Genomic DNA, 20951 nt, shown 5'->3' on the forward strand with positions numbered 1-20951 from the left:
CTGCTTTTTTATCTAACGTTTCCTTTGGAGAGCGTTATTTAATCTCTTTAATTTTTAATCGCGTCAGCTAAAGTTTTTTAACTTTAAGGGCTGTTATATTGCGTGAGATTAATTTTCTGCTCTTTTTTAGTGCAGTATTTGAACTATTGTTCTGTCTCTTGAATGTCATACTTTTCAGTTAATATTTTTTTGCTGCGCTGCAAAAGGCTTGTTGTGTATGTTTGTTGTTTTTATTAAACTGCAGAGAGCTATAATTTTTTGTTGTATATTTTGCCTTGTTTTTATTGATTTTTATCTTGATTGATTATAAAAAACAGCGCTAGTGAAATTTCGATAAAATTTTAATAAAATTTAAGGTAGATGTGTTTGTTTGTGGGAATGCACTATCTTATAGATAAAACCTCTATTGATGAATGGATTAATTGTAGTGCTTTGATGGCATTGATTTTGCTGTTTGGTTTAGATTGCTAGCTTAAATTTGAGGCAGGGAAGATTGCATGAACGAATTCAAGAAATTTGTATACACTCCAGCGGGATATAATGATGCTTCGTTGGCTATAGCTGCTTGCAGGGCTGGAGGTATAGGGATATTAAATGCTGAATTGAGTTCAGATGCTGACAAATTACTTGAACAGTTCGCACTACTGTCTGTACATGCTAAAAACTCATACGGTATCAAAGTTGATACTCCTCAGTCAGAGCTTATTGCGTTTGCGGCCACTAAAGTTGATCAAGGTTTTAGTTATCTTATAGTTGATGAATTGTTGCTGGCTACGCTAGCGGCAGATATCAAAAAAATGCGTAAGCTAGGGGTCACAGTCCTAGTTGAAGTGACGGATGCACATACCGATGCAGCGGCGCTTGAAAAACAGATCGATGGTTTTATGATTAAAGGTCATGAAGCCGGTGGTTTTGTTGGTGAAGGCAGTAGCTTTATTTTGTTACAAAAGTGGTCTTCAAAAACAAATCTACCTATTTTTGTTCGAGGTGGTATTACTCCTCATGTTGCTGCTGCCTGTCATGCTGTTGGCGCAAAAGGTGGTGTGCTTGAAAGCCAAGTTTTATTGTTAAAAGACTCACCTTTATCGGATAGTTTATTCTCATTTGTAGGAAACTTGTCAGGTAATGAAACTGTAGCTGTTGGTGATGAAGAACTGGGTTCTTATTTTAGGGTATTGGTTCGCCCGGGTTACAGAGAAGCTCAAGCATTTAATTCTAAAGTGTCGGGCCAGTTGGTTAAGCCTGAAGATGTCTTAGGTAAGATAGATTGGGATTCGCCGCAAAAAGGATTGTTGCCTTTAGGGCAGGATGTTTGTTTTGCCAAAGCTTGGCGTGAAAAATATGGTTACCTTTCTGATGTTTTTTCAGCCATTGATCAAACTATCCATGACTCGATTCAAGCTGCTATTCAACATAAACCTCTAGCTGAAAATGCTCCATTGGCTAAAGCGCTAGGTGTGCGTTTTCCATTGGTCCAAGGTCCGATGAGTCGTGTTTCTGACAGTGCTGAGTTCGCTGGAGCAGTGGCTGATGGTGGTGCGCTACCTATGCTGGCTTTTGCTTTATTGAAAGGCGCCGCGTTAGATAAATTGCTTGCTGATACAGATGAACGCCTTGGTGATAAACCTTGGGGGATTGGTTTGTTGGGCTTTGCGCCGCAGTCACTGTTGGATGAACAGATTGCACTGGCTCAAAAGTATAAACCGCCTTATGCGATTATTGCTGGTGGACGACCAGATCAGGCCGTTAAATTAGAGCAAGAGGGTATTAAGTCTTTCTTGCATGTTCCATCCGCCAACTTGATTCCGCTTTTTCTGCAAGAGGGTGCGCGTCGTTTTATTTTTGAAGGGCGTGAGTGCGGTGGTCATATAGGGCCTTTGAGTAGTTTCGTTTTATGGAGCTCAATGGTTGATCGGCTTCTGGAAGAGTTGGAATCAGGAAAAACTAAAGGCGAAGGTATACAGTTATTATTCGCTGGTGGGATACATGATGCTGCATCTGCAGCTATGGTTCAGGTGTTGGCTGCGCCTCTATTGGATAAAGGTGTTCAAGTCGGCGCGTTGATGGGGAGTAGTTACCTCTTCACCAAGGAGATAGTTGAATCAGGGGCTATTGTTCCAGCATTTCAGAAAGAAGTGGTTGAATGTGAACATACGGTTAGCCTGGAGTCCGGCCCAGGTCATGCGAGTCGTTGCGCTTATACGCCATTTGCGAAGATGTTTTTTAATAAACGTCGAGAGATGATAGAGCAGGGGGTACCTGTTGATGAAGCTCGGGCTACCTTGGATGACCTTATTATGGGGCGGCTTCGCATTGCTTCCAAAGGGTGTGCACGACTAGGTGAAAATGCAAAATTAACGGCGCTAGATGAAGCAACACAGCATGCTGATGGTATGTATATGTTAGGTCAAGTTGCTACTTTGCGTACTGAGCTTATTGATGTTGAGACTCTGCATGCTCAAGTAACTGAAGATAGCCATGCTTTATTAATTGCGAATTCGATGGATTTAGCTCAGGAGGATGAAGCTGATTCCGCACCTGTTGATATAGCTATTGTTGGTATATCAGGTCTATTCCCTCAAGCGAATTCAACTGAAGAGTATTGGTCAAATATATTAGATAAAGTTGATGCGATTACTGAAATTCCATCCCATCGGTGGGACTGGAGGTTGTATTTTGATGAGGATCGTTACTCCAAAGATAAAATTTACTCCCGTTGGGGTGGCTTTATTGATGATTTGGTATTTGATCCAACGAAATATGGGATGCCGCCTAAGTCGGTAGAAGCTGTAGATCCAATGCAACTGATGGCATTGGAGGTGGCATCAAGAACTTTAGCTGATGCGGGCTATGATAAACGTGATTTTGATCGTGAAAATGCTTCTGTAATCATCGGTGCCAGTGGTGGTGCGGGTGATGTAGGTATGCAATATGGCTTGCGTGCAGAAATGCCGCGTTTTAAAGGTGATCTACCTGATCATATAGCGGATATTTTGCCGGAATGGACGGAAGACTCATTTGCTGGCATTTTGATTAACGTAATGGCTGGACGTATTGCCAATAGGTTAAACTTCGGCGGTGTTAATTTTACGACTGATGCCGCCTGTGCATCCTCTCTAACGGCTATCTATCAAGGTATTTCTGAGCTTTCTGCTGGGCGCAGTAATATGGTGCTGGCAGGTGGTGTAGATACGGTTCAGGGGCCTTTTGGCTACCTCTGCTTTAGTAAAACCCAAGCTCTTTCTCCACGTGGACGCTGCCGGACGTTTGATGCTTCTGGTGACGGTATCGTGATTTCTGAAGGAATAGCGATGGTTGCTATGAAACGACTTGCTGATGCAGAGCGTGATGGCGATCAAATTTATGCAGTAATCAAAGGTGCCGGTGGTAGCAGTGATGGTAAGGCGAAAGGTTTAACCGCGCCTCTACCTCAAGGGCAGCTTCGTGCTATGCGTCGAGCTTACAAGCAGGCGGGCTTTGGTCCTGAAACTGTAGGTTTGTTTGAGGCTCATGGTACAGGTACTGTGGCAGGAGATACTGCTGAGCTGGAAAGTACCATAAGCTTATTGAAAGAGGCTGGAGCAGGTGCGCATCAGGCCGTAGTTGGATCAGTTAAAACAATGGTTGGCCATACGAAAGCGGCGGCTGGTGTAGCGGGTCTTATTAAGGCTTGTTTAGCATTAAAACATCAGACTTTGCCACCCCATTATGGCGTGACGCAGCCTAATAATGTACTGATGGGTGAAGATTGCCCGCTATATTTGGTGGATGAAGCTCGGCCTTGGATTAAAAATGACCAGCCTAGACGTGCAGCTTGTAGTGCATTTGGTTTTGGTGGAACCAACTTCCATATTGTTATGGAGGAGTATCAAGGTGAGTATCGCCCTTGGATGAAAAAAGCGGTAAGAGCAAGCGGCCCTGCGGAACTTCTGATCTGGAGTGAGGAAACGACAGAAAAGTTAATCGCTAAACTTTCGAATACAGCCAAAGAGTTGGCGTCAGTTACAGATTTGGATCTTAAAAAGCTCTCTTTTAATCTGATTAATAAGCGCAAAAAAGATATGGCGACAGTTGTTCTTGTTGTGCGAGATCAAGCTGATTTTGCTGAGAAACTTGTTGGTACGCTTGGTTATTTAAAAGATGAAATATCTGCTTTGCCTGAAGGTGCTTATTATGGTGATGGTCAGAAAGCAGAAGGTAAAGTGGCAGCTATCTTCCCAGGGCAGGGTGCACAATATACTCAGATGGCTCGAGAGTTAGCTTATACCTACCCTGTTGTAGGTGATGCTTTGGCAGAAGCTGATGGCTTATTAAAAGAGGCTTTTGGTAAGAGGTTTTCGGGCCGCAGGTTAAGTGATTTTATCTATCCGCGTGGTGTCTATACGTCGGAGCAGAAAGCAGAGGCTAGTCAAGCGTTAACAAGTACTGATGTTACTCAGCCAGCATTAGGGGCAGTGGAGACCGGTTTGTGGCGTATGCTGAAAACGCTTGGGTTTAATGCAGATATGTTTGCTGGCCATAGCTACGGTGAGTTTGTTGCATTACATGCTGCTGGAGTATTTGATTATGAAACCTTGGTGTCTTTATCAGAAGCGCGTGGCCGCTTTATTGTCGATGAGGCAAAGAATGCCGGAGATGAGCTAGGCACAATGGCTGCGGTGCAAGCCACTCGCGATAAAGTTGAGGATGCTATTAAAAGTATCGATGGGGTTATCGTTGCAAATCATAATGCGCCAATGCAATGTATTATTTCAGGCTCTAAGGCTGGTATAGCGCAAGCGATTGAAGCGTTATCTAAGTCGGATATTATGGCAACTCCAATACCTGTTGCCGCTGCGTTCCACTCAGCTTTTGTGAAACCTGCACAGTCTCATTTGTCTAAACTGATTGATAGTACTCAATGGACATCTCCTGAATTATCTGTTTATTCCAATAGTGCCGGTGATGTGCATGATGCTGAAGTTGCTCAGCTTAAATCCTCTATGGCTGCTCATCTAGTTAAACCGGTCGAATTTGTTGCTGAAATTGAGGCAATGTATAGAGATGGCGCGCGGGTGTTTGTTGAAATTGGACCTAAATCAATTCTTTCTCGTTTAACTAAGCAGATTTTAGGCGACCGTCCGCATACAACAATTACTCTAGATAACGATCAAGAAGGCGTTTATGGCCTTTTAAGTGCCTTAGCTAATTTGGTTAGCGAAGGTGTGGAGCTTGATTTATTACCATTGCTGGCAGGTATTCAGAGTGAAATAGTGTCGTCTGATGCGCTAACTAGTTACGAAAGTGCTGAGCCTATTTCAAAACATGCTTGGATTCTTAATGGTAGTGGCGCAAGACGCTCTTCTGAGCCTGTTCGACAGATTGGGGTCACGCTTGAGCAAGTGATCGCACAAAATAGTGTCACGACAACTGTATTGAAAGAGGAGGGAGTTATGACAACTCCTTCGTCGCAATTAAACACAAATATTTCTTATGATGGACATCATTTTAAGCATAACAAGGAGCGAAAGATGGATGGGCGCAGGCAAGCACCAAATGCTGGTGGTCCGGCAGTAATGGCAGAATACTTTGATATGATGCGTCAATTCCTGGAAAGTCAGGAAAATGTTATGTCAATGTATCTAGGTGGTACTTCGGTACCCCGTTCAGGTGAAACGCGACCACAGCGTCTCCCTAAAGCAGCCCCTCAAATGGCTGAATTATCGATGGAAGTTCCTGCCGTCGCCGCACCTGTTGCTGCGCCTGCTGTTGCTCCTGTTTCGGCCCCAGCACCAGCACCTGCTCCGGTAGCTGCTGTTGCTCCAGTAGCGGCGCCAGAACCTACTGCGCCAGCCGCACCGGTTGCTGCGGTTGAATCTGCCGCAAGTGATACGCTTGATCGCGACAAAATTACGCAGATGTTGCTGGAGATTGTCGAAGATAAAACAGGTTATCCGAGTGATATGGTTGGCCTTGATCAAAAACTTGAGGCTGATTTGGGTATCGATTCCATTAAGCGTATCGAGATTGTTGGTTCGTTATTAAAAACGCTTCCTGCAGCTTATGGTGATGCTTTAGGTGAAAACCGTGGTGAGCTGAATACACAGGAAAATCTGACGGGTATGTTAGATCTTTTATGTGATTTGCCGGTGGGAGCGGCGACAAGCCCTTTTAAAGTAGCCGGGATGGGAACTGAGGTTTCGAACAAGTTTTCGGACTCCTCATTCCGGCATATAGTTGTACCTTCACCTGCTCCGATTGAGGTGAATGCTAAACGTGCTCTAAATATTGGGCATTATGTTATTACTCGAGATGCAGCAGATATAGCAGGTCAATTGGCTACACTGCTGACAGATCGAGGTTGCACTGTGCAGATTGTTGAGCCATCCATTCTGGAAAGCGAAGAACAGATACTCAATTTTTCTGCAAAAGTGTGTGCAGAAAAAACCGATCTAGCGGGCGTTGTTCACTTAGCTGAGATCGGTAGTCCTGCCTTAATGAGTGAGAGTTCTGTTGTTGATTTTAAAGCTGTATTAAACAGTAATGAAAAGTCATTTTTTCTCTTGCTTAAAGGATTAAGTCCTGTGTTTTCTGAAGCGGCACATATAGTTGCTGCCAGTGGACTCGGTGGAACTTTTGGCCGTACGAATGCAGTTTTTAATGGTTTGTCTTTACAATCAGGCTTTGTTGGTTGCTTAAAATCGGTATCTGAAGAACGCCCTGCGCTACGCATTAAGGCAATTGATCTGGATGCTGAGCAATCAGTAGCCGATCTGGCGAGTATTCTGCTGGACGAAATGATGCTTTGCGGTGGTCGTCAAGAGGTAGGCTATCCAGCAGGTAAGCGAACAATATTTAAAACGGTTGCGGAGTTGTCTCCTCAGTCGTCTGAGAATGCTACGTTAGAAGGTTTAACCATATTGGCTACAGGCGGCTTGCGTGGGATTACAGCTGAAGTTTTACGCGAAGTTGCGTTACCCGGTAATACCTTATTGTTAACTGGGCGTAGTCCTTTGCCTGAAGCTGAAACGGCTGATACTGCGACATTGAAAACTGAGGCAGAACTAAGACAGTTCTTTATAACTCAGGTGCGTGATGGCGTCCTTTCTCTGACTCCAGCTGAGGTTATGAAAAAAGTTGCTGGCGTTGTTGGTGCTCGAGAGATGTTGAGTAATCTTCAGGATTTTCAGCAGCGTGGTGCTAAGGTTGAATATTTTGCTGTTGATGTAACCGATGAAAGTTCAATGAAAGGGCTTTTAGATACAATCTACGATAAATATGGCGCGCTGCATGGCGTAGTTCATGGCGCAGGAATTATTGAAGATAAACTCTTACAAGACAAAACAAGTGAAAGCTGGTCACGTGTTGTGGAAACTAAAGTCCTTGGCTTGTTCCATATCCAAAAATATCTAAGACCTGAATCCTTGCGTTTTCTAACAGTTTTCAGTTCGGTAGCTGGTCGATACGGTAATAGTGGTCAGTTAGATTACGCTACAGCTAATGAATTGCTAAACCGTCTATGTAGTCAGTTAAATCAGCTATGGAAAAATAAAGTAGTTGTCCGCTCTCTTTGCTGGGGGCCTTGGGGGCCTACAGCGTTTGGTGAAGGTATGGTGACTGCTGAAACTGAGGCTAAATTTGCCGAAAAAGGCGTGGCTTTGGTAACCGCTGAAGCGGGCCGAAAGGTGTTCCGTGAGGAGATTCTACAGCAGCCATCAGAAAACGTTGAGGTGATCTGCGGTGTTGGTCCTTGGGAAAAGCATGAGGCAACGATTGGTCGTGTTGAGTTTGATGAGAGTATCCCTCGTGTAACGGGTGCTTTGTTAGATAATGCGAGCGTTACTGCGATGCCTAAAGGGGATCAGGTGGTCGAATTCTATCTTAGTGATCGCCATGAATACCTACAACAACACCGTATCGATAATATTCCCGTGTTGCCCGCTGCGGTTGCTTTGGAAATTATGTCGGAAACTGCAACCGCGCTATGGCCAGGATGGCATGTAGTAGAAGCTCGTGACAGTCGTTTACTGAAAGGATTGCAATTAGATGATCTTAATCAGAAGTTGAAAGTGGTTGTAAATCCACCACCTTATGGCAGTAGTGATGGCTTCGACGTAACGGTAAGTCTTCAATCGGAAAAACGGATGCACTACAAGGTTGTTTTACGTTTGGAGCAAACTTATCCGGATAGTTTTTCTTATGAGCCTGAGAAGCATTCAGATAAAGAGTTGTCAGTCGAAACTGCTTATAACGAATGGTTGTTTCATGGGCCCTGTTTTCAAGTAATCAAGAATATCTCTGGTTTGTCTCAGCAAGGTTCAGTCTCTGATGTTGAAACGAGTAACCCTGCAGGGTGGTTAAGTACGACAGAGGTAGGTGATGGCTGGATTTTTGATCCTGCTATGACCGATGCAGCAGCTCAAATGGCTCTTCTCTGGGGGCGTACGTTTAATGATCAATCTGCTTTGCCTGCGCGTTTTGGTAAGGTGATGAGGTTTCAAGAGAAACTACCGAAAAAACTCAAAATGTGTTTTGCACGTAAAGACAGTGAGCAGCCAAATATGATTGTCTCTGATGTTTATTTTATTGATGAACAAAATAATGTTGTGTTGTTAATTGAAGACCTTGAGTGTATTTCTAGTATGGAATTGAACCGTCTTGGTGGAACAGAAAAGCTGGCTAATTAAATGATAGTTGTGGGCGGAAATAGCAGTGGAGATTCGCTGTTTTTGAAGGCTGAAAATCTATTTCTAGTATGGAACTGGACCGTTTAGGCGGAACAGAAAAACTTGCCCTTTGAGTGGTAGTTAAGGACGGAATCAGTAGTGAAGAGTAAAAGAGAAAGCTCAGAACCTATTGCTATAATAGGTATGGCCTGTGTGTTTCCTGAAGCACCTGACCTTAAAACGTTTTGGCAGAATATTATTCAGTGTGTAGATGCTGTCGGTGAGCCGCAAGCAGCATGGGAAGCCGAACGTTATTTGGAATCGGGCCGTATCAATACTCCTTATGGTGGTTACTTAAAAGATCTGTTCTGTTTTGACCCTCGTGAGTTTGGTATTATGCCAAACTCGGTGGATGGTGGGGAGCCTGATCAGTTTCTAGCGCTACGCGTTGCTCGTGATGCGCTGCTTGATGCTGGCTATTTAGATGATGGATATGATCATACTAATACCGGCATTATTCTAGGTCATAGTACTTATCTTCATAGAGGTCAGGGTAACCATGTACAGCACCATATTGTGCTGGATCAGACCATGGAGATCCTTGCTGCGGTTTCACCCTCTTTATCGGATGATAAGCTCACTCAAATACGCAAACTACTGACAGATAAACTACCTCAATCTAATGCAGATATAGCTGCGGGCTTAGTACCTAATGTTATGACGGGGCGTATTGCGAACCGTCTTAATTTGAAAGGTCCAAACTATATTCTTGATGCGGCGTGTTCATCCTCTTTGCTTGCGGTTGGTGCCGCGATGGATGAACTGCGTAATCATCGCAGTAATTTAATGTTAGCAGGGGGGGTGAATGCATCACTACCTGCTGAAGTATCGGTCATTTTTACCCAGCTTGGTGCTTTAAGTGAACGAGGTAAAGTACGTCCTTTCTCTAAAGGCAGCGATGGAACATTATTAGGTGAAGGTTTAGGTACGGTTGTGCTTAAACGATTATCTGATGCTGAAGCTGACGGTGATAAGATTTATGCGGTGATCCGCGGAATCGGACAAGCGAGTGATGGTCGTGGGCATGGTTTATTAGCGCCAAGCTCTGAGGGTGAAGCCTTAGCTATTCAACGTGCTTATGAAGATAGTGGTGTTGATCCATCGACTATTGGGTTGATCGAAGCTCATGGTACAGGTATCCCACTGGGTGATCAGACCGAAGTTTCTGCTTTAGGGTCGGTATTTGGTGAGCGACAAGGACAGCTAGGGAATGTGGCTTTAGGCTCTGTGAAGTCAATGATTAGTCATTGTATTCCAGCTGCTGGTATAGCGGGTTTAATAAAAACGTCACTGGCGTTGCACCATAAAGTATTACCGCCAACGTTATGTGATGAAGTTAATCCAGATTTAGCAATTGAAAAAACACCGCTTTACGGCCTTGGTTTACATCAAAAGATGTGCCACGTCGTGCGGGTGTTAACTCGTTTGGTTTTGGTGGTATCAATACCCATGCGATTTTAGAAGAAGCTCCCTCCCAAGCTAAAAAACCGTTGTATTACAGTAATCGTCCAGCAGAGCTTTTTGTACTTTCGGCAGATTCTAAAACTGCATTAGCCGATAAAATTCGCCAACTACAACCATTGGCTGAAGCTGAAAATTACAGTATCGCTGAGATCGCGGCTGAAGTGTGTCGTCAAGATAAAGCTGAAGAGCAACGTATCGCCTTTGTTGTAAAAGATCATAGGGATTTGGCGAAGAAGCTAGCGCAGTCGCTTAAAAAATTAGAAGCAGATAAAAAAGGCCGTTGGTCTACACGTAATGGTGTTGCCTTTAGTGATGAGCCTCTGCCGGGTAAATTAGCGTTTATCTTCCCTGGAGAAGGGTCGCAATATCTTAGCATGCTTGAAGAGTTGTCTTTAAACTTCCCGGAAGTGCGTGGATGGTTTGATTTTTGGCGAGGTTTGTATGGCGATGATCAGCAGGGTAGCAGTCGAACTGATTTAGTTTTTCCGCCAGAAATAGAGTTAACGCCAGAGATTAAAAAGTCTTTAGAACTACGTCTACATGATATGGATATAGGCTCTGAAGCCGTATTTGTTGGTAGTCAGGCCATGAACGGCTTATTAAAAGCCTTTGGTGTTGAGCCGGATGCCATGTTAGGCCATAGTACAGGAGAATCGTCCGCATTAGTGGCCTCAGGAGCTATTGATAATGCCGATTTGGATCAGTTAGCTAAGTTTATTCGTGAACTGAATTTAGTTTATCAGCAGGTATTAGAGAGTGGTGGTATTCATACTGGCGCCCTACTGACCGTTGGTGCTTTAGATTCCGCTATTATTGATCAGCATATTGCTGAACTTTCGTCCACTGTGTATGTGGCAATGGATAATTGTGCTAATCAGAAAGTTCTCTTTGGTGATAAAGAGGCGATCGCTAGTCTGCAAAAATCCTTAAGCGAGGCGGGCGGTATTTGTGTGCCATTGCCTTTTGATCGTGGTTATCACACGCCTTTATTTTCTGCTGTGACCACAGCATTCCAGAAGTACTATGCGGATGTAGGTATTAAAAAGCCTCAGTTGCCTCTTTATTCCTGTGCTTCTGCCGGACTTTTCCCAGCTAAGCAAGCGGACGTTGTTGACTTGGCTGCAAGTCAGTGGTCAAAAACAGTTCGTTTTGCCGATACCATCACAGCTATGCATGATGATGGCATTCAATACTTTATTGAAGTTGGGCCTTCAGGCAATCTTACTGCGTTTGTAAATGAGATATTGTCGGATAAAGAGTACTTATCCATCGCGAGTAATATCCGTAAAAAGAGCAGCGTAGAACAATTTTTGATATTACTTGGTCAGTTATATGTCAATCAGAAAACGGTAGATATAGGACGATTGTTTGTCGGTAGAACTCTAGACTCGGTTGATTTGAGTAGTTCTGCACCCCGTCGAGTTTCGGGTATGTTGCTTGATAATACGATGCCCGTATTACATTTAACGGATGATGATCGAACATTATTGCAAGCAATGGCTCCGATTCATACAGATGCCGCACCGGGAATAAAAAATGAGCCAATTCAAGCACAACCTGAGCCTACTGACTCAGAAGGGGTTGCGCTTTATGCTGAGACCAAACAGCCTGAAGCCGTGAGTGATGGAGTCATGGCTGACTATTTTGATTTGATGCGAGGTTTTTTGTCGCAGCAAGAAACTTTATTCTCATCGACAGCTCTTGCTGAATCTCAGTTGGAGGGAGCAAATGAATATACTGAAGCAGCACCTTTTCCGTTTCTGAGCGAGATTCTTGAGCATACGGAACAGTTTCTACGCGCCCGTTGTGACTTGAATGTATATCAAGATAGATTTTTACAAGATCACATCCTGTCAGGTACGGTCTCAGAACAAGATCCAGAACGTATGGGCTTGTCTTGCGTACCTATGATGGTTAGCTTGGAAATTATGGCTGAAGCCGTTGCAGCACTGGCCGGTAACGTTTCGATAACCACTATTGAAAATGTTAAGTCATATGATTGGATTGCTCTGGATGATATGTCTATTGAACTGGATGTATCTGCGAAAGCTCTAGAAGGATATAGCGGACGCTTTAGTGCAGCTATCCACAGTAAGGGGACGCTAATTGTTGAAGCTGAACTTACGTTAGCGGCAGCAATGACTCAGTCTCGTTTACCTGATTTGGAAGCTGTAAATGCGTACCGCTGGGGTAATGATGAGCTCTATAGTACAGGTATGTTCCATGGTCCCATTTTCCAAAGTATGCGTGGCATTGATGGTTGGAACGAGCAAGGGATTGATGCGGTACTTAGTGATGTTAGCTTGCAAGGCTTTTTTACTGAGGGGGAGCGTGCCAATTTAGTTCTCAACCCTGTTTTATTGGATGCTTTAGGTCAGTTGGCCGCTTATTGGATTGCACAGCAAGTAGGTACTGATTTTAATAGCTTCCCTTCATCAATAGAAAAAATTGAGTTCCCTGTTACCTGCCCAGAAGGATTACCTGAACTACGATTACGTGGGCGTCAGCATCCTGTGGACCCGAAAGCGAGCTCTGTTGAGAGTCCCCGTGCTTGGCAGTTTGAGTGTGTTGATGCAGCAGGGCAAGTTTTGTTAAGTGCTCGTAACTTAGTGAACATTTTTTTCCCAGTCCCGAACCGTTTTTATAATGTTAGACGGGATCCTTTAAATGGGTGGTTAGGATCAGGATCCGTTATCTCTGATAAGAATGTGCTTCTATGGCATCTCCCTCATTTTGATGAAGCTTTCTGCGCTCAGTCCGGTGGTGTCTTCATGCGGATATTAGCTCATATATTACTGAGTTATGACGAGCTGAATGAGTGGCGCGCATTGACTGGAAATGTTCGATATAAACGTCAATGGCTGTTGGGACGTGGGGCTTTGAAAGAGGCCGTGCGGTACTGGATTTACCAGCAAACCTCAACGCTATTATATCCCGCTGATATTGATGTTGTGCATGATGAATTAGGTGCGCCTTATGTGACGGGTTGGTGGGTTGATAGTTTAATTCCTGCACCAGCCGTATCATTGAGTCATGATAATCAGCAGAGCGTTGCTGCGGTTTCAGCAGAGTCCCCATCTATTGGTCTAGATATAGAGCAGCAAGTTAGTAATAAAGATTATGACTTTTTACTTGCTGTGTTATCCCCGGGAGAAAAGGCTGTATTGGAACAGTTTCCAGAACAGGCTAAGCATGATTATTTACTCCACACTTGGTGCGCTAAAGAAGCCGCTGCGAAATGTTTGCGTGTAGGTCTACAGGGCCAACCTGAACTATTTGAAGTCTCCTTCTTAGATCAATCTTTAGCGCAGGCAGATGTCCTCTATCAGGGACATAGAGTAGAAATTAAGTTATTAAATAATAATGACCTAATTACGGCACTGGCTTTTTAAGGCATATGAATGGAATGGTGATTTTATTGAGTAGTATGGAGATCGGCAATGCCTGCAGTTGAGGTAAACGGCACTAAGATAAATTACCTGCAATTAGATAGTGATGCAGGACCTGATGCAGAACATCTGGTGATGGTGCACGGTCTCGCCACAAATATGGCTTTTTGGTATATCCGTCATGCACCTGAGTTTGCAAAACGCTATCAAGTTACTTTATTTGATTTGCGTGGACATGGCCGTTCACGTGTGACACCAGATGGTTATACCCCGGCAAATATGGCTGCTGATATGTTGGGTTTGATGGACCATCTGGCTATACCTAAAGCGCACTTAATGGCGCATAGTTTTGGTGGTGTAGTTGCGTTAAATTTTGCTTGTAGTGCACCAGAAAGAGTTGAGAGCTTGATGTTAATTGACTCGCATATCAGCGCAATTCGTAAACTCGAGAAAGTTGAGGGCTGGGATTACGGTGATAAATTACAAGTGCTTCTACATGATCAAGGTATAGATATTAATGTTAGGGAACCCTATTTTGGCTATCGTCTTTTAGCTGAAGTCGCTCTATTGCAAGAACAAAAGGTTGAGATATCACCTGAACTGAAAGAGATTGTTACACCTATTGTAGGTAACTACGGTAATCGTACCGCTAAATTATGGTTGAAATTACTTAATACGACAGCAGCAGAGAAAGAGTTGATGGGGGATGATGGTTTAGCACTGGATATGCTAAAGCAACTTAAATTTCCTATTTTGGCCGTGTACGGCGAGTATTCTCAATCGATGCTGACGGGTAGGCATTTACTTGAAGTATGGCCTCATGCTGATTTCAGGAAAATGTTGCGCGCAGGGCATTTTTTCCCAACTACACGCCCTGAAGAACTTATATCGACGTGTGAACAGTTTTGGCATGGTGCGATGGTGTCAGGTGTTAGTACACGGGATGGGGATAAAAAGCGTCATTTCCGTAGTGAACGGTTTTCGCAGCGGGATGATGGTTGGTATTTTTCTACCAGGGATGGTGAAGAGGGGCCTTTTGAAACAGTTGAAGAAGCTCAAGATATGTTGTCTTTTTATATTACCCAAGCAAAAGACAGTAAGGTGGCCCAAGCGTGAGTGCTAACCGGTTGGGGATCCATAAAGGTCATAATGCGACCGATTTTAAATTGATTGCCAAGGGCGGCTTTGGGGATGGGGTAAACGCCTATGCTCATTCTATGGCATGGTTTAATGGTTATTTATATGTGGCGACTACACGGGGTAACTTTCCATTAATGAAGGCTCGTCTGCCAATTGGTTTAAACCCTTGGCCGGTTGAATGCCCTGAAAATCCGTTTGATCTTGATCTTCATGCTGAAATTTGGCGCTTTGATCCTCGTGAAGAAAGTTGGGAACGTGTTTTTAAAGCTCCCACTATAATTGGCAGTCATGGTAAACCTATACCGCGGGAATTAGGATATAGAGGTATGTTGGTTTACCGACCAGATAACGGCGATGATCCCGTTTTGTTGGTTAGCACATGGTCGCCAGCAAAAGGCCCAGGCCCGCTTATCTTAATGTCTCGTGATGGCCGAACATTTGAACCCTCTTGTGAGCCTGGTTTGATCGGACTACCTGTGACGACCATTAGAACGATGGCTCAGTTTAAAGGTCGTTTATATACTACACCGGCGGGTTCAAGGGGAGGAAACCCTAATGTATCAGCCCACTCTATAGTGTATGAGAGTAAAGACCCGACAAAAGGAGGCTGGGAGCCTGTAAGTGATTTTGGTTTTGGTGACTCCGGTAATAAAACTGTTTTTGAGATGGCCGCTTTTGGCGATCATCTATATGTGGGGACCTTCAATTTAGAAGGATTTCAAATTTGGCGTACAGATGCTGAAGGTGAAGCTCCCTACCATTGGGAACGAGTGATTGAGAAGGGCGCTTATCGTGGCGCCTTTAATCAGAGCGTATTGAGCATGTACCCTTTCAAAGGGGCGCTGTATGTAGGTGGTGCGATTCAAGGTGGTGGTATTGATAGGCAAAATAAAATAGGCCCAGCGCCACCAGAGCTTATTCGTATTTTCCCCGACGGTGATTGGGATCTACTTGTGGGTGAAGCAAGGGATACCCCAGATGGCTTTAAGGCACCTTTGTCAGGTTATTTACCCGGCTTTGATAACTTTTTTAATGGTTACTTTTGGCGCATGTGTGAACATGATGGCTGGTTATATGTCTCCACGTTTGATTGGAGCACCATCATTGGATATGCACAGCAGAGTACTTGGCCCGAAGCATTTAAAAATATTGTGGGTGAGCTGGGTGCACAGTTTGTAATGGATAATCACGGCGGTTGTGACTTGTATCGCAGTTATGATGGCGAGAACTGGGTACCTGTTACAACAAGTGGAATGGGTAACCCATACAATATTGGTATGCGTACTATGGCGTCTACGCCTTATGGGTTTTTTATCGGTACTGCTAACCCATTTGGTCCAAAAGTAATACCAATTGGTGGGGATCGTTATATCCCTAACCCTAGAGGCGGCTGTGAAGTCTTTTTCGCGCCTGATGTTTAACAGTTTGTCGTTTGTATAGCATGAGTTAATTCAAACGAACATTAGAATACTATGGATGGAGAAGACCACAGTGAGTAATGAGGCCCAAAAGGTTGCGCTACCTGCATTTTTAAAGAAGAGGCTGCATGCCTTTCGCATTGGGCAGGGCGCTGAGCAGTCCTATCTGATTAAAGACCCTCAAGAGGATCAAGTTCATCAGTTGGAAACTTGGCAGTTTTTCCTGCTTGAAGTTCTTCCTGGCTGTGAAGATATGCCCAAGCTTAGAGGCGTTTTTGAGGATCGTTTTGGTCATCCTATTACGGATGAGCAGATTGAAGAGTTATTCACGTTAATTGCCGATAAAAGCTTATTTGGCATTACCGCGCTCTCCAACCCTATTCTTAAAGCGTTTCAGAAAAAGCGTGCGGCAGAAGGTAAAGGACGCGCTGCACCTAAGGCAGAAGCCACAGCACAGGTTGAAGAAAAATCGAATGTTAAGGAGCCACTACCACCCGGGATTGAAGATGTTATTGGGCTTGATACGTCCATTAAACAGGCCGGCTGGAAGTTATTTAATCCTAAACGGTTGATTAAGTTTACTAGTCCTATTGTTAAACCGATTAGTTATTTGATGTATGCGATACCGCTGATGCTTATTGCAGCATTATTTCTGCTGGGTCGATATTTCACTGTAATGGAAGAAGATATAACGCTTTTGTTATCAGGTGTGAGCATTATTGAACATGCATTGTTCAGTATGTTAACGGTTAATCTATCTGTTACCTTTCTTATTATGTACGTGGCTCATTCGTTTAGGGCCAGTGTTAATGGATTAGGGATTGTTTTTTATCTAGGATTTTTCCCTAGATTTTGTCCGTTTATTGGAAACTTGGATCAACTGTCTCGCCGTGAACGGATGTGGCTGCATGCAGCACCGTTGATTTTTAGATTAGGTTTGTTTAGTACCGCGATTCTAATGTGGTTTAACACACGTGATATGGGTGGGGTGATCGCTCCTTTCTCTCTTGTGGTGGCCGTAGCGAGTGCATTGTCGTTCCTGATAACAGTTAACCCACTAGTTAAAAGTAGTGGTTATCACTTAGTTGCTACTATTTTGGATGAACCTCAGCTACGTAAGAAAGCTTACGGTGCGCTGATGAACAAGCTGAAAGGGGATAGATACAAAGAAGCCAACGGTCGTTTGTTAGCAGCATATGCATTAGCTTCAACTGTTTTCATGATTGTTCTTTTTGGATTAATTTTACTGCTATTAGGCAAGTTCTTGAAAATCCATCTAGGTGGTGCGGGTGTTATTCTGACATTTTTTGTCGCTGCAATTTTTGCGTATCGAATGTTCGTTAGTTTTGCTCGTATTAATCAATCTTATGATCGTGCATCTCAGTTCAAAAAATGGCGCGACCGTACGTTGGTTTCAAAAGAGACTGAGGAACAACAGGGATCAGAGGCCGCCCCTAAAAAAGGAAGCTATGTTCGTCGTGCTCTTTTAATCATACTTGTGGGTGGTCTATTTTTGCCTTATGCCTATGAACCCGGTGGCTCGTTTGTCTTGCTGCCAAACCAGCAGCAGGAGATTACCTCTGATCTATCAGGACTGGTTGATTGGGTTAAATATGATGGCGGTGAAGAACTTAAAAAAGGCGAAGCAATTGCCGCCTTATGGCAGGGTGATTACAGCGCTAAAGTAAAAGTCTATGAAGCATTAATGAAAGAGCAGCAAGCGGTTATTGACGAGCTTGAATCTAGGCCGAGAAAGGAAGATGTAATACTTGCTGAACGTGCACTTGAGACTGAAGAAACACGTACCCAATTTAGTTTGTCTAAGTTGAGCCGTTTAGAAAAACTCTACAAGTCACGTACAGTTTCTTATGAAGAGTTAGATGATGCTCGCCGTGAGTACCGTATTGATCTGGCTCAAGTCGCAGAAAGTAAAGCTGATCTTGAAGTGACTAAGCTGGGTGCGACGCCAGATCAGATCGCTGCTGCGCAAGCGAAGCTTGAAGGTTATGAGGAAGAGTATAAGTACTATAGCGAGAAGGTGAAATTATCAACCTTGCATATGCCATTTGATGGTCGTTTAGTCTCTATGCATCTACGCCAGAAGGTTGGTAGCTACCTTGCACCAGGTGAGCCGTTTGCAATTGCAGAAAATACATCCAAGGTACTCGCAGAGATCGAGATCCCTGAGGCGGATATTCCTTATGTTAAAAAAGGAGCGTCAGTTAGGGTTCGTCCGCAAGCGTATCACTCAGCCGATTTTATAGGCACCGTGTTATCGATTGATTCTAATGTAACGGAAGAGCGTTACGGACGTGTTATCAAGGTAATCACTATTTTGGATAACGGTGACCAGCGTTTGAAAACTGGGATGACGGGCTATGCAAAAATTGAAAGTGAAACTTTACCTGTATGGGAAGTGCTTTCAATGGCAATAGTGCGTTTTGTTGAAGTCGAAGTGTGGTCATGGTTGCCTTAATTTGTTAACGATTTATCAGCCTGATTAGAGACTGATTGGGATCAATTAAGGCTGATAAAGATACAAGTTGAAGTGTATTGTCTTGAAATACTGAAAATCAGATAGTGATATATGGCAGCTCCACTGTTCTTATTAGCACCACCGAGATCGTATACATCACTGATCAACGCAATGATTGGTCAGCACCCCGAAGCATTCGGTTTGCCAGAATTGAATTTGTTCAATGTTCAGCAGACTAAGGATCTTTGGCGAAATGTATCTGATGATATCGGAGACGATAACAACCGCAGACAAGGCTTGCTTCGTGCTGTTGCAGAAATATATGCCGGCGAGCAAACCCGTGATGCAGTTGTGATGGCCCAACACTGGGCTTCCGCCCGTGAAAACATGATGACGGGTGATGTGTTTATTGAGCTTGTGAACAAAATTGATCCATTGATAGCCGTGGAAAAAAGCCCCGCTTATACGATCTCTGTTGATCGTATGAAACGTATTTATGAGGCATTTCCTGATGCTAAGTTTATTCACTTAGTGAGGCATCCAATACCGCAAAGTAAATCGGTTATGGGATTGAACGATGGGATTTTTGCATTGTTTGTTAATGCGATTGACTTTCAGACAGATCGAGCCATTCTGGATCCACAAATCGCATGGCATGATATTAATATCAATATCTTGAACTTTTTAGATATTGTGCCTGCTAAAAATCAAATGCGTATTCGTGGTGAATTGATAATGGAGAATCCCCGCGAAGAGTTAGCAGGCATTTGCCGTTGGCTAGGTATACGTGATGATGAAGAGGCGGTGGATGATATGATGCACCCCGAAGCATCTCCGTTTGCTTGTTTCGGGCCAGTAAATGCACTGTTTGGGAATGACCCTAATTTTCTTCGTGGCTCTAAATTTCGCCCGCATAAACCGAGACTTCCAGAAATGGATGCAGAGTTACCTTGGCGAGATGATGGTGTGAGATTGCGACCTGAAGTTGTAGCGCTTGCTAGAGAGTTTGGATACGAATGAGTATGAATATAATTGAGGTACTTCTGTGAGCCAGGATAGTGAAAAGAATAAACCGGGAAGCAGAAAAGGTATTGGCCAAGTTACGACCGAGCCGAAAAGTATCAAATCTGAACCGCCAGAACTAACGCCTCAGCAACAGGCGTTACGCCAAGCGGTTATTACTGAATTTAGATCTAAGAAAATTAAAGCTTTTGTTGCGAAGCAAGTTAAGCATATTAATGCGAATAGACAAGTTGCTGATGGCATTCGCTTTCTGTTTGATGAGAATGGTTTACCTCCTGCGAACGCGCCCTTAGAGGATATTATTTCAGAGCGCAAAAAAATTGAGTCTGAAATTCGTTGGTTCGAGGCGATGGCAAACGAGATGCGAGGTCGTTTAGTGCAGATCAAAGAGATTGAAGAACTTGCGTTAGAGATGATTGAAAATCCGCCGGTTGATGAATAGGTAAGTTAATGAACATAGCTAAGTATCTTAAAAAACGGTTATTTTGGGCTATGTTTCCAGTTGCCTTTTCAACGCTGTTGTTTGCAGCTAATGAAGAGGTTGAGCATCAAATTCTTATAAGCGGTGATAAGCGTACGGCCTTAATTCACTTTCCTTTGATGCATGACACTGACAAGTTACCTGCTCTGATTGTGTTACACGGTGGATTAGGCAATGCTGAACATGTTCAAGACACAACAGGCATAGATGCTTTAGGGGAAACCGAAGGTTTTTTAACCGTATACCCTAATGGTACAGGTTTACGCTTTTTTAAAAATCGTAGAACTTGGAATGCAGGGCGTTGTTGCGGGCCTGCGGCTAAAAAGACTGTAGATGATGTCGGCTTTCTAAGTCAATTGATTGATGATCTTGTATCGGATTATCAGGCAGACCCTAAAAAGATTTATATAACAGGTTTTTCGAATGGAGCCATGATGGCATACCGCTTAGCCTGTGAAATACCTGAAAAAATAGCAGCTATTGTGCCTGTTTCAGGCACTTTAGCTGTGGATAATTGCCAATCTGCTACAGCGGTACCTGTGCTGCATATACATGGTGAAGCGGATGATAATGTTCCCGTTCTAGGTGGGGAAGGTTCACGTAGTGTTGCCGGTGTTAAACATCGATCAGTACAAGATTCACTCAATATTATGATGAGGGAACGCAACTGTGGCACCGCTCAGAAAGAGCCGTTTGCTAATTATGAAAGGGTAACTTATGTCTGCACGAAAGGTGCAAACGTACAGTTCATCATGATTAAGAACAGCGGGCATGTTTGGCCTGAAAAGATTCAAGCTAATCGAACTGTTTGGAGTTTCGTTAGCCAGTTTGTAAAGAAATAAGGGGATGGAGATT

Annotated in this window: 9 protein-coding genes; all 9 read left to right on the plus strand. The window is 43.7% G+C overall.

Translation table 11 applies throughout. The features are described 5' to 3' along the window. The first annotated feature begins 497 nt into the window (after positions 1–497). The 9 genes from A3774_RS06935 (at position 498) to A3774_RS06975 (ending at position 20938) form a co-directional block, all read left to right on the plus strand. The gene (locus A3774_RS06935) at positions 498–8666 is read left to right on the plus strand and encodes a type I polyketide synthase (protein ID WP_067865276.1); all 8169 of its coding nucleotides are present in this window, start codon (positions 498–500) and stop codon (positions 8664–8666) included. Between the two features lie 138 nt (positions 8667–8804). Next, positions 8805–10166: a beta-ketoacyl synthase N-terminal-like domain-containing protein gene (locus tag A3774_RS06940; RefSeq protein WP_067865279.1), complete on the plus strand. Its 1362-nt coding sequence runs from the start codon at positions 8805–8807 to the stop codon at positions 10164–10166. Continuing rightward, positions 10103–13561, plus strand: coding sequence for an acyltransferase domain-containing protein (locus A3774_RS06945; protein ID WP_067865293.1), 3459 nt, complete (start codon positions 10103–10105; stop codon positions 13559–13561). Before A3774_RS06940 ends, A3774_RS06945 begins: the two co-directional genes overlap by 64 nt. Positions 13562–13609: 48 nt before the next feature. Continuing rightward, a complete protein-coding gene (locus tag A3774_RS06950; RefSeq protein ID WP_067865296.1) occupies positions 13610–14674 on the plus strand; it encodes an alpha/beta fold hydrolase in 1065 nt (354 codons plus the stop codon). After that, positions 14671–16119: a hypothetical protein gene (locus A3774_RS06955; RefSeq protein ID WP_067865299.1), complete on the plus strand. Its 1449-nt coding sequence runs from the start codon at positions 14671–14673 to the stop codon at positions 16117–16119. The genes A3774_RS06950 and A3774_RS06955 overlap by 4 nt, the downstream gene beginning before the upstream one ends. A gap of 70 nt (positions 16120–16189) precedes the next feature. Beyond that, positions 16190–18592 carry an HlyD family secretion protein gene (locus tag A3774_RS06960; RefSeq protein ID WP_075107924.1) on the plus strand — a complete coding sequence of 801 codons (2403 nt, stop codon included), beginning with the start codon at positions 16190–16192 and terminating at the stop codon, positions 18590–18592. A gap of 111 nt (positions 18593–18703) precedes the next feature. After that, the gene (locus A3774_RS06965) at positions 18704–19612 is read left to right on the plus strand and encodes a sulfotransferase family protein (protein WP_067865305.1); all 909 of its coding nucleotides are present in this window, start codon (positions 18704–18706) and stop codon (positions 19610–19612) included. A gap of 25 nt (positions 19613–19637) precedes the next feature. After that, a complete protein-coding gene (locus A3774_RS06970) occupies positions 19638–20057 on the plus strand; it encodes a hypothetical protein (RefSeq protein ID WP_067865308.1) in 420 nt (139 codons plus the stop codon). A gap of 8 nt (positions 20058–20065) precedes the next feature. Further along, the gene (locus A3774_RS06975; RefSeq protein WP_067865311.1) at positions 20066–20938 is read left to right on the plus strand and encodes an alpha/beta hydrolase family esterase; all 873 of its coding nucleotides are present in this window, start codon (positions 20066–20068) and stop codon (positions 20936–20938) included. The last annotated feature ends 13 nt before the right edge of the window (positions 20939–20951 follow it).

This window comes from Neptuniibacter marinus, from assembly GCF_001597725.1.
Classification (GTDB): domain Bacteria; phylum Pseudomonadota; class Gammaproteobacteria; order Pseudomonadales; family Balneatricaceae; genus Neptuniibacter; species Neptuniibacter marinus.

Coding starts and splice junctions, on each gene's coding strand:
- A3774_RS06935 (WP_067865276.1), top strand. CDS start 498: ATGAACGAATTCAAGAAATTTGTATACACTCCAGCGGGATATAATGAT.
- A3774_RS06950 (WP_067865296.1), top strand. CDS start 13,610: ATGCCTGCAGTTGAGGTAAACGGCACTAAGATAAATTACCTGCAATTA.
- A3774_RS06965 (WP_067865305.1), top strand. CDS start 18,704: ATGGCAGCTCCACTGTTCTTATTAGCACCACCGAGATCGTATACATCA.
- A3774_RS06975 (WP_067865311.1), top strand. CDS start 20,066: ATGAACATAGCTAAGTATCTTAAAAAACGGTTATTTTGGGCTATGTTT.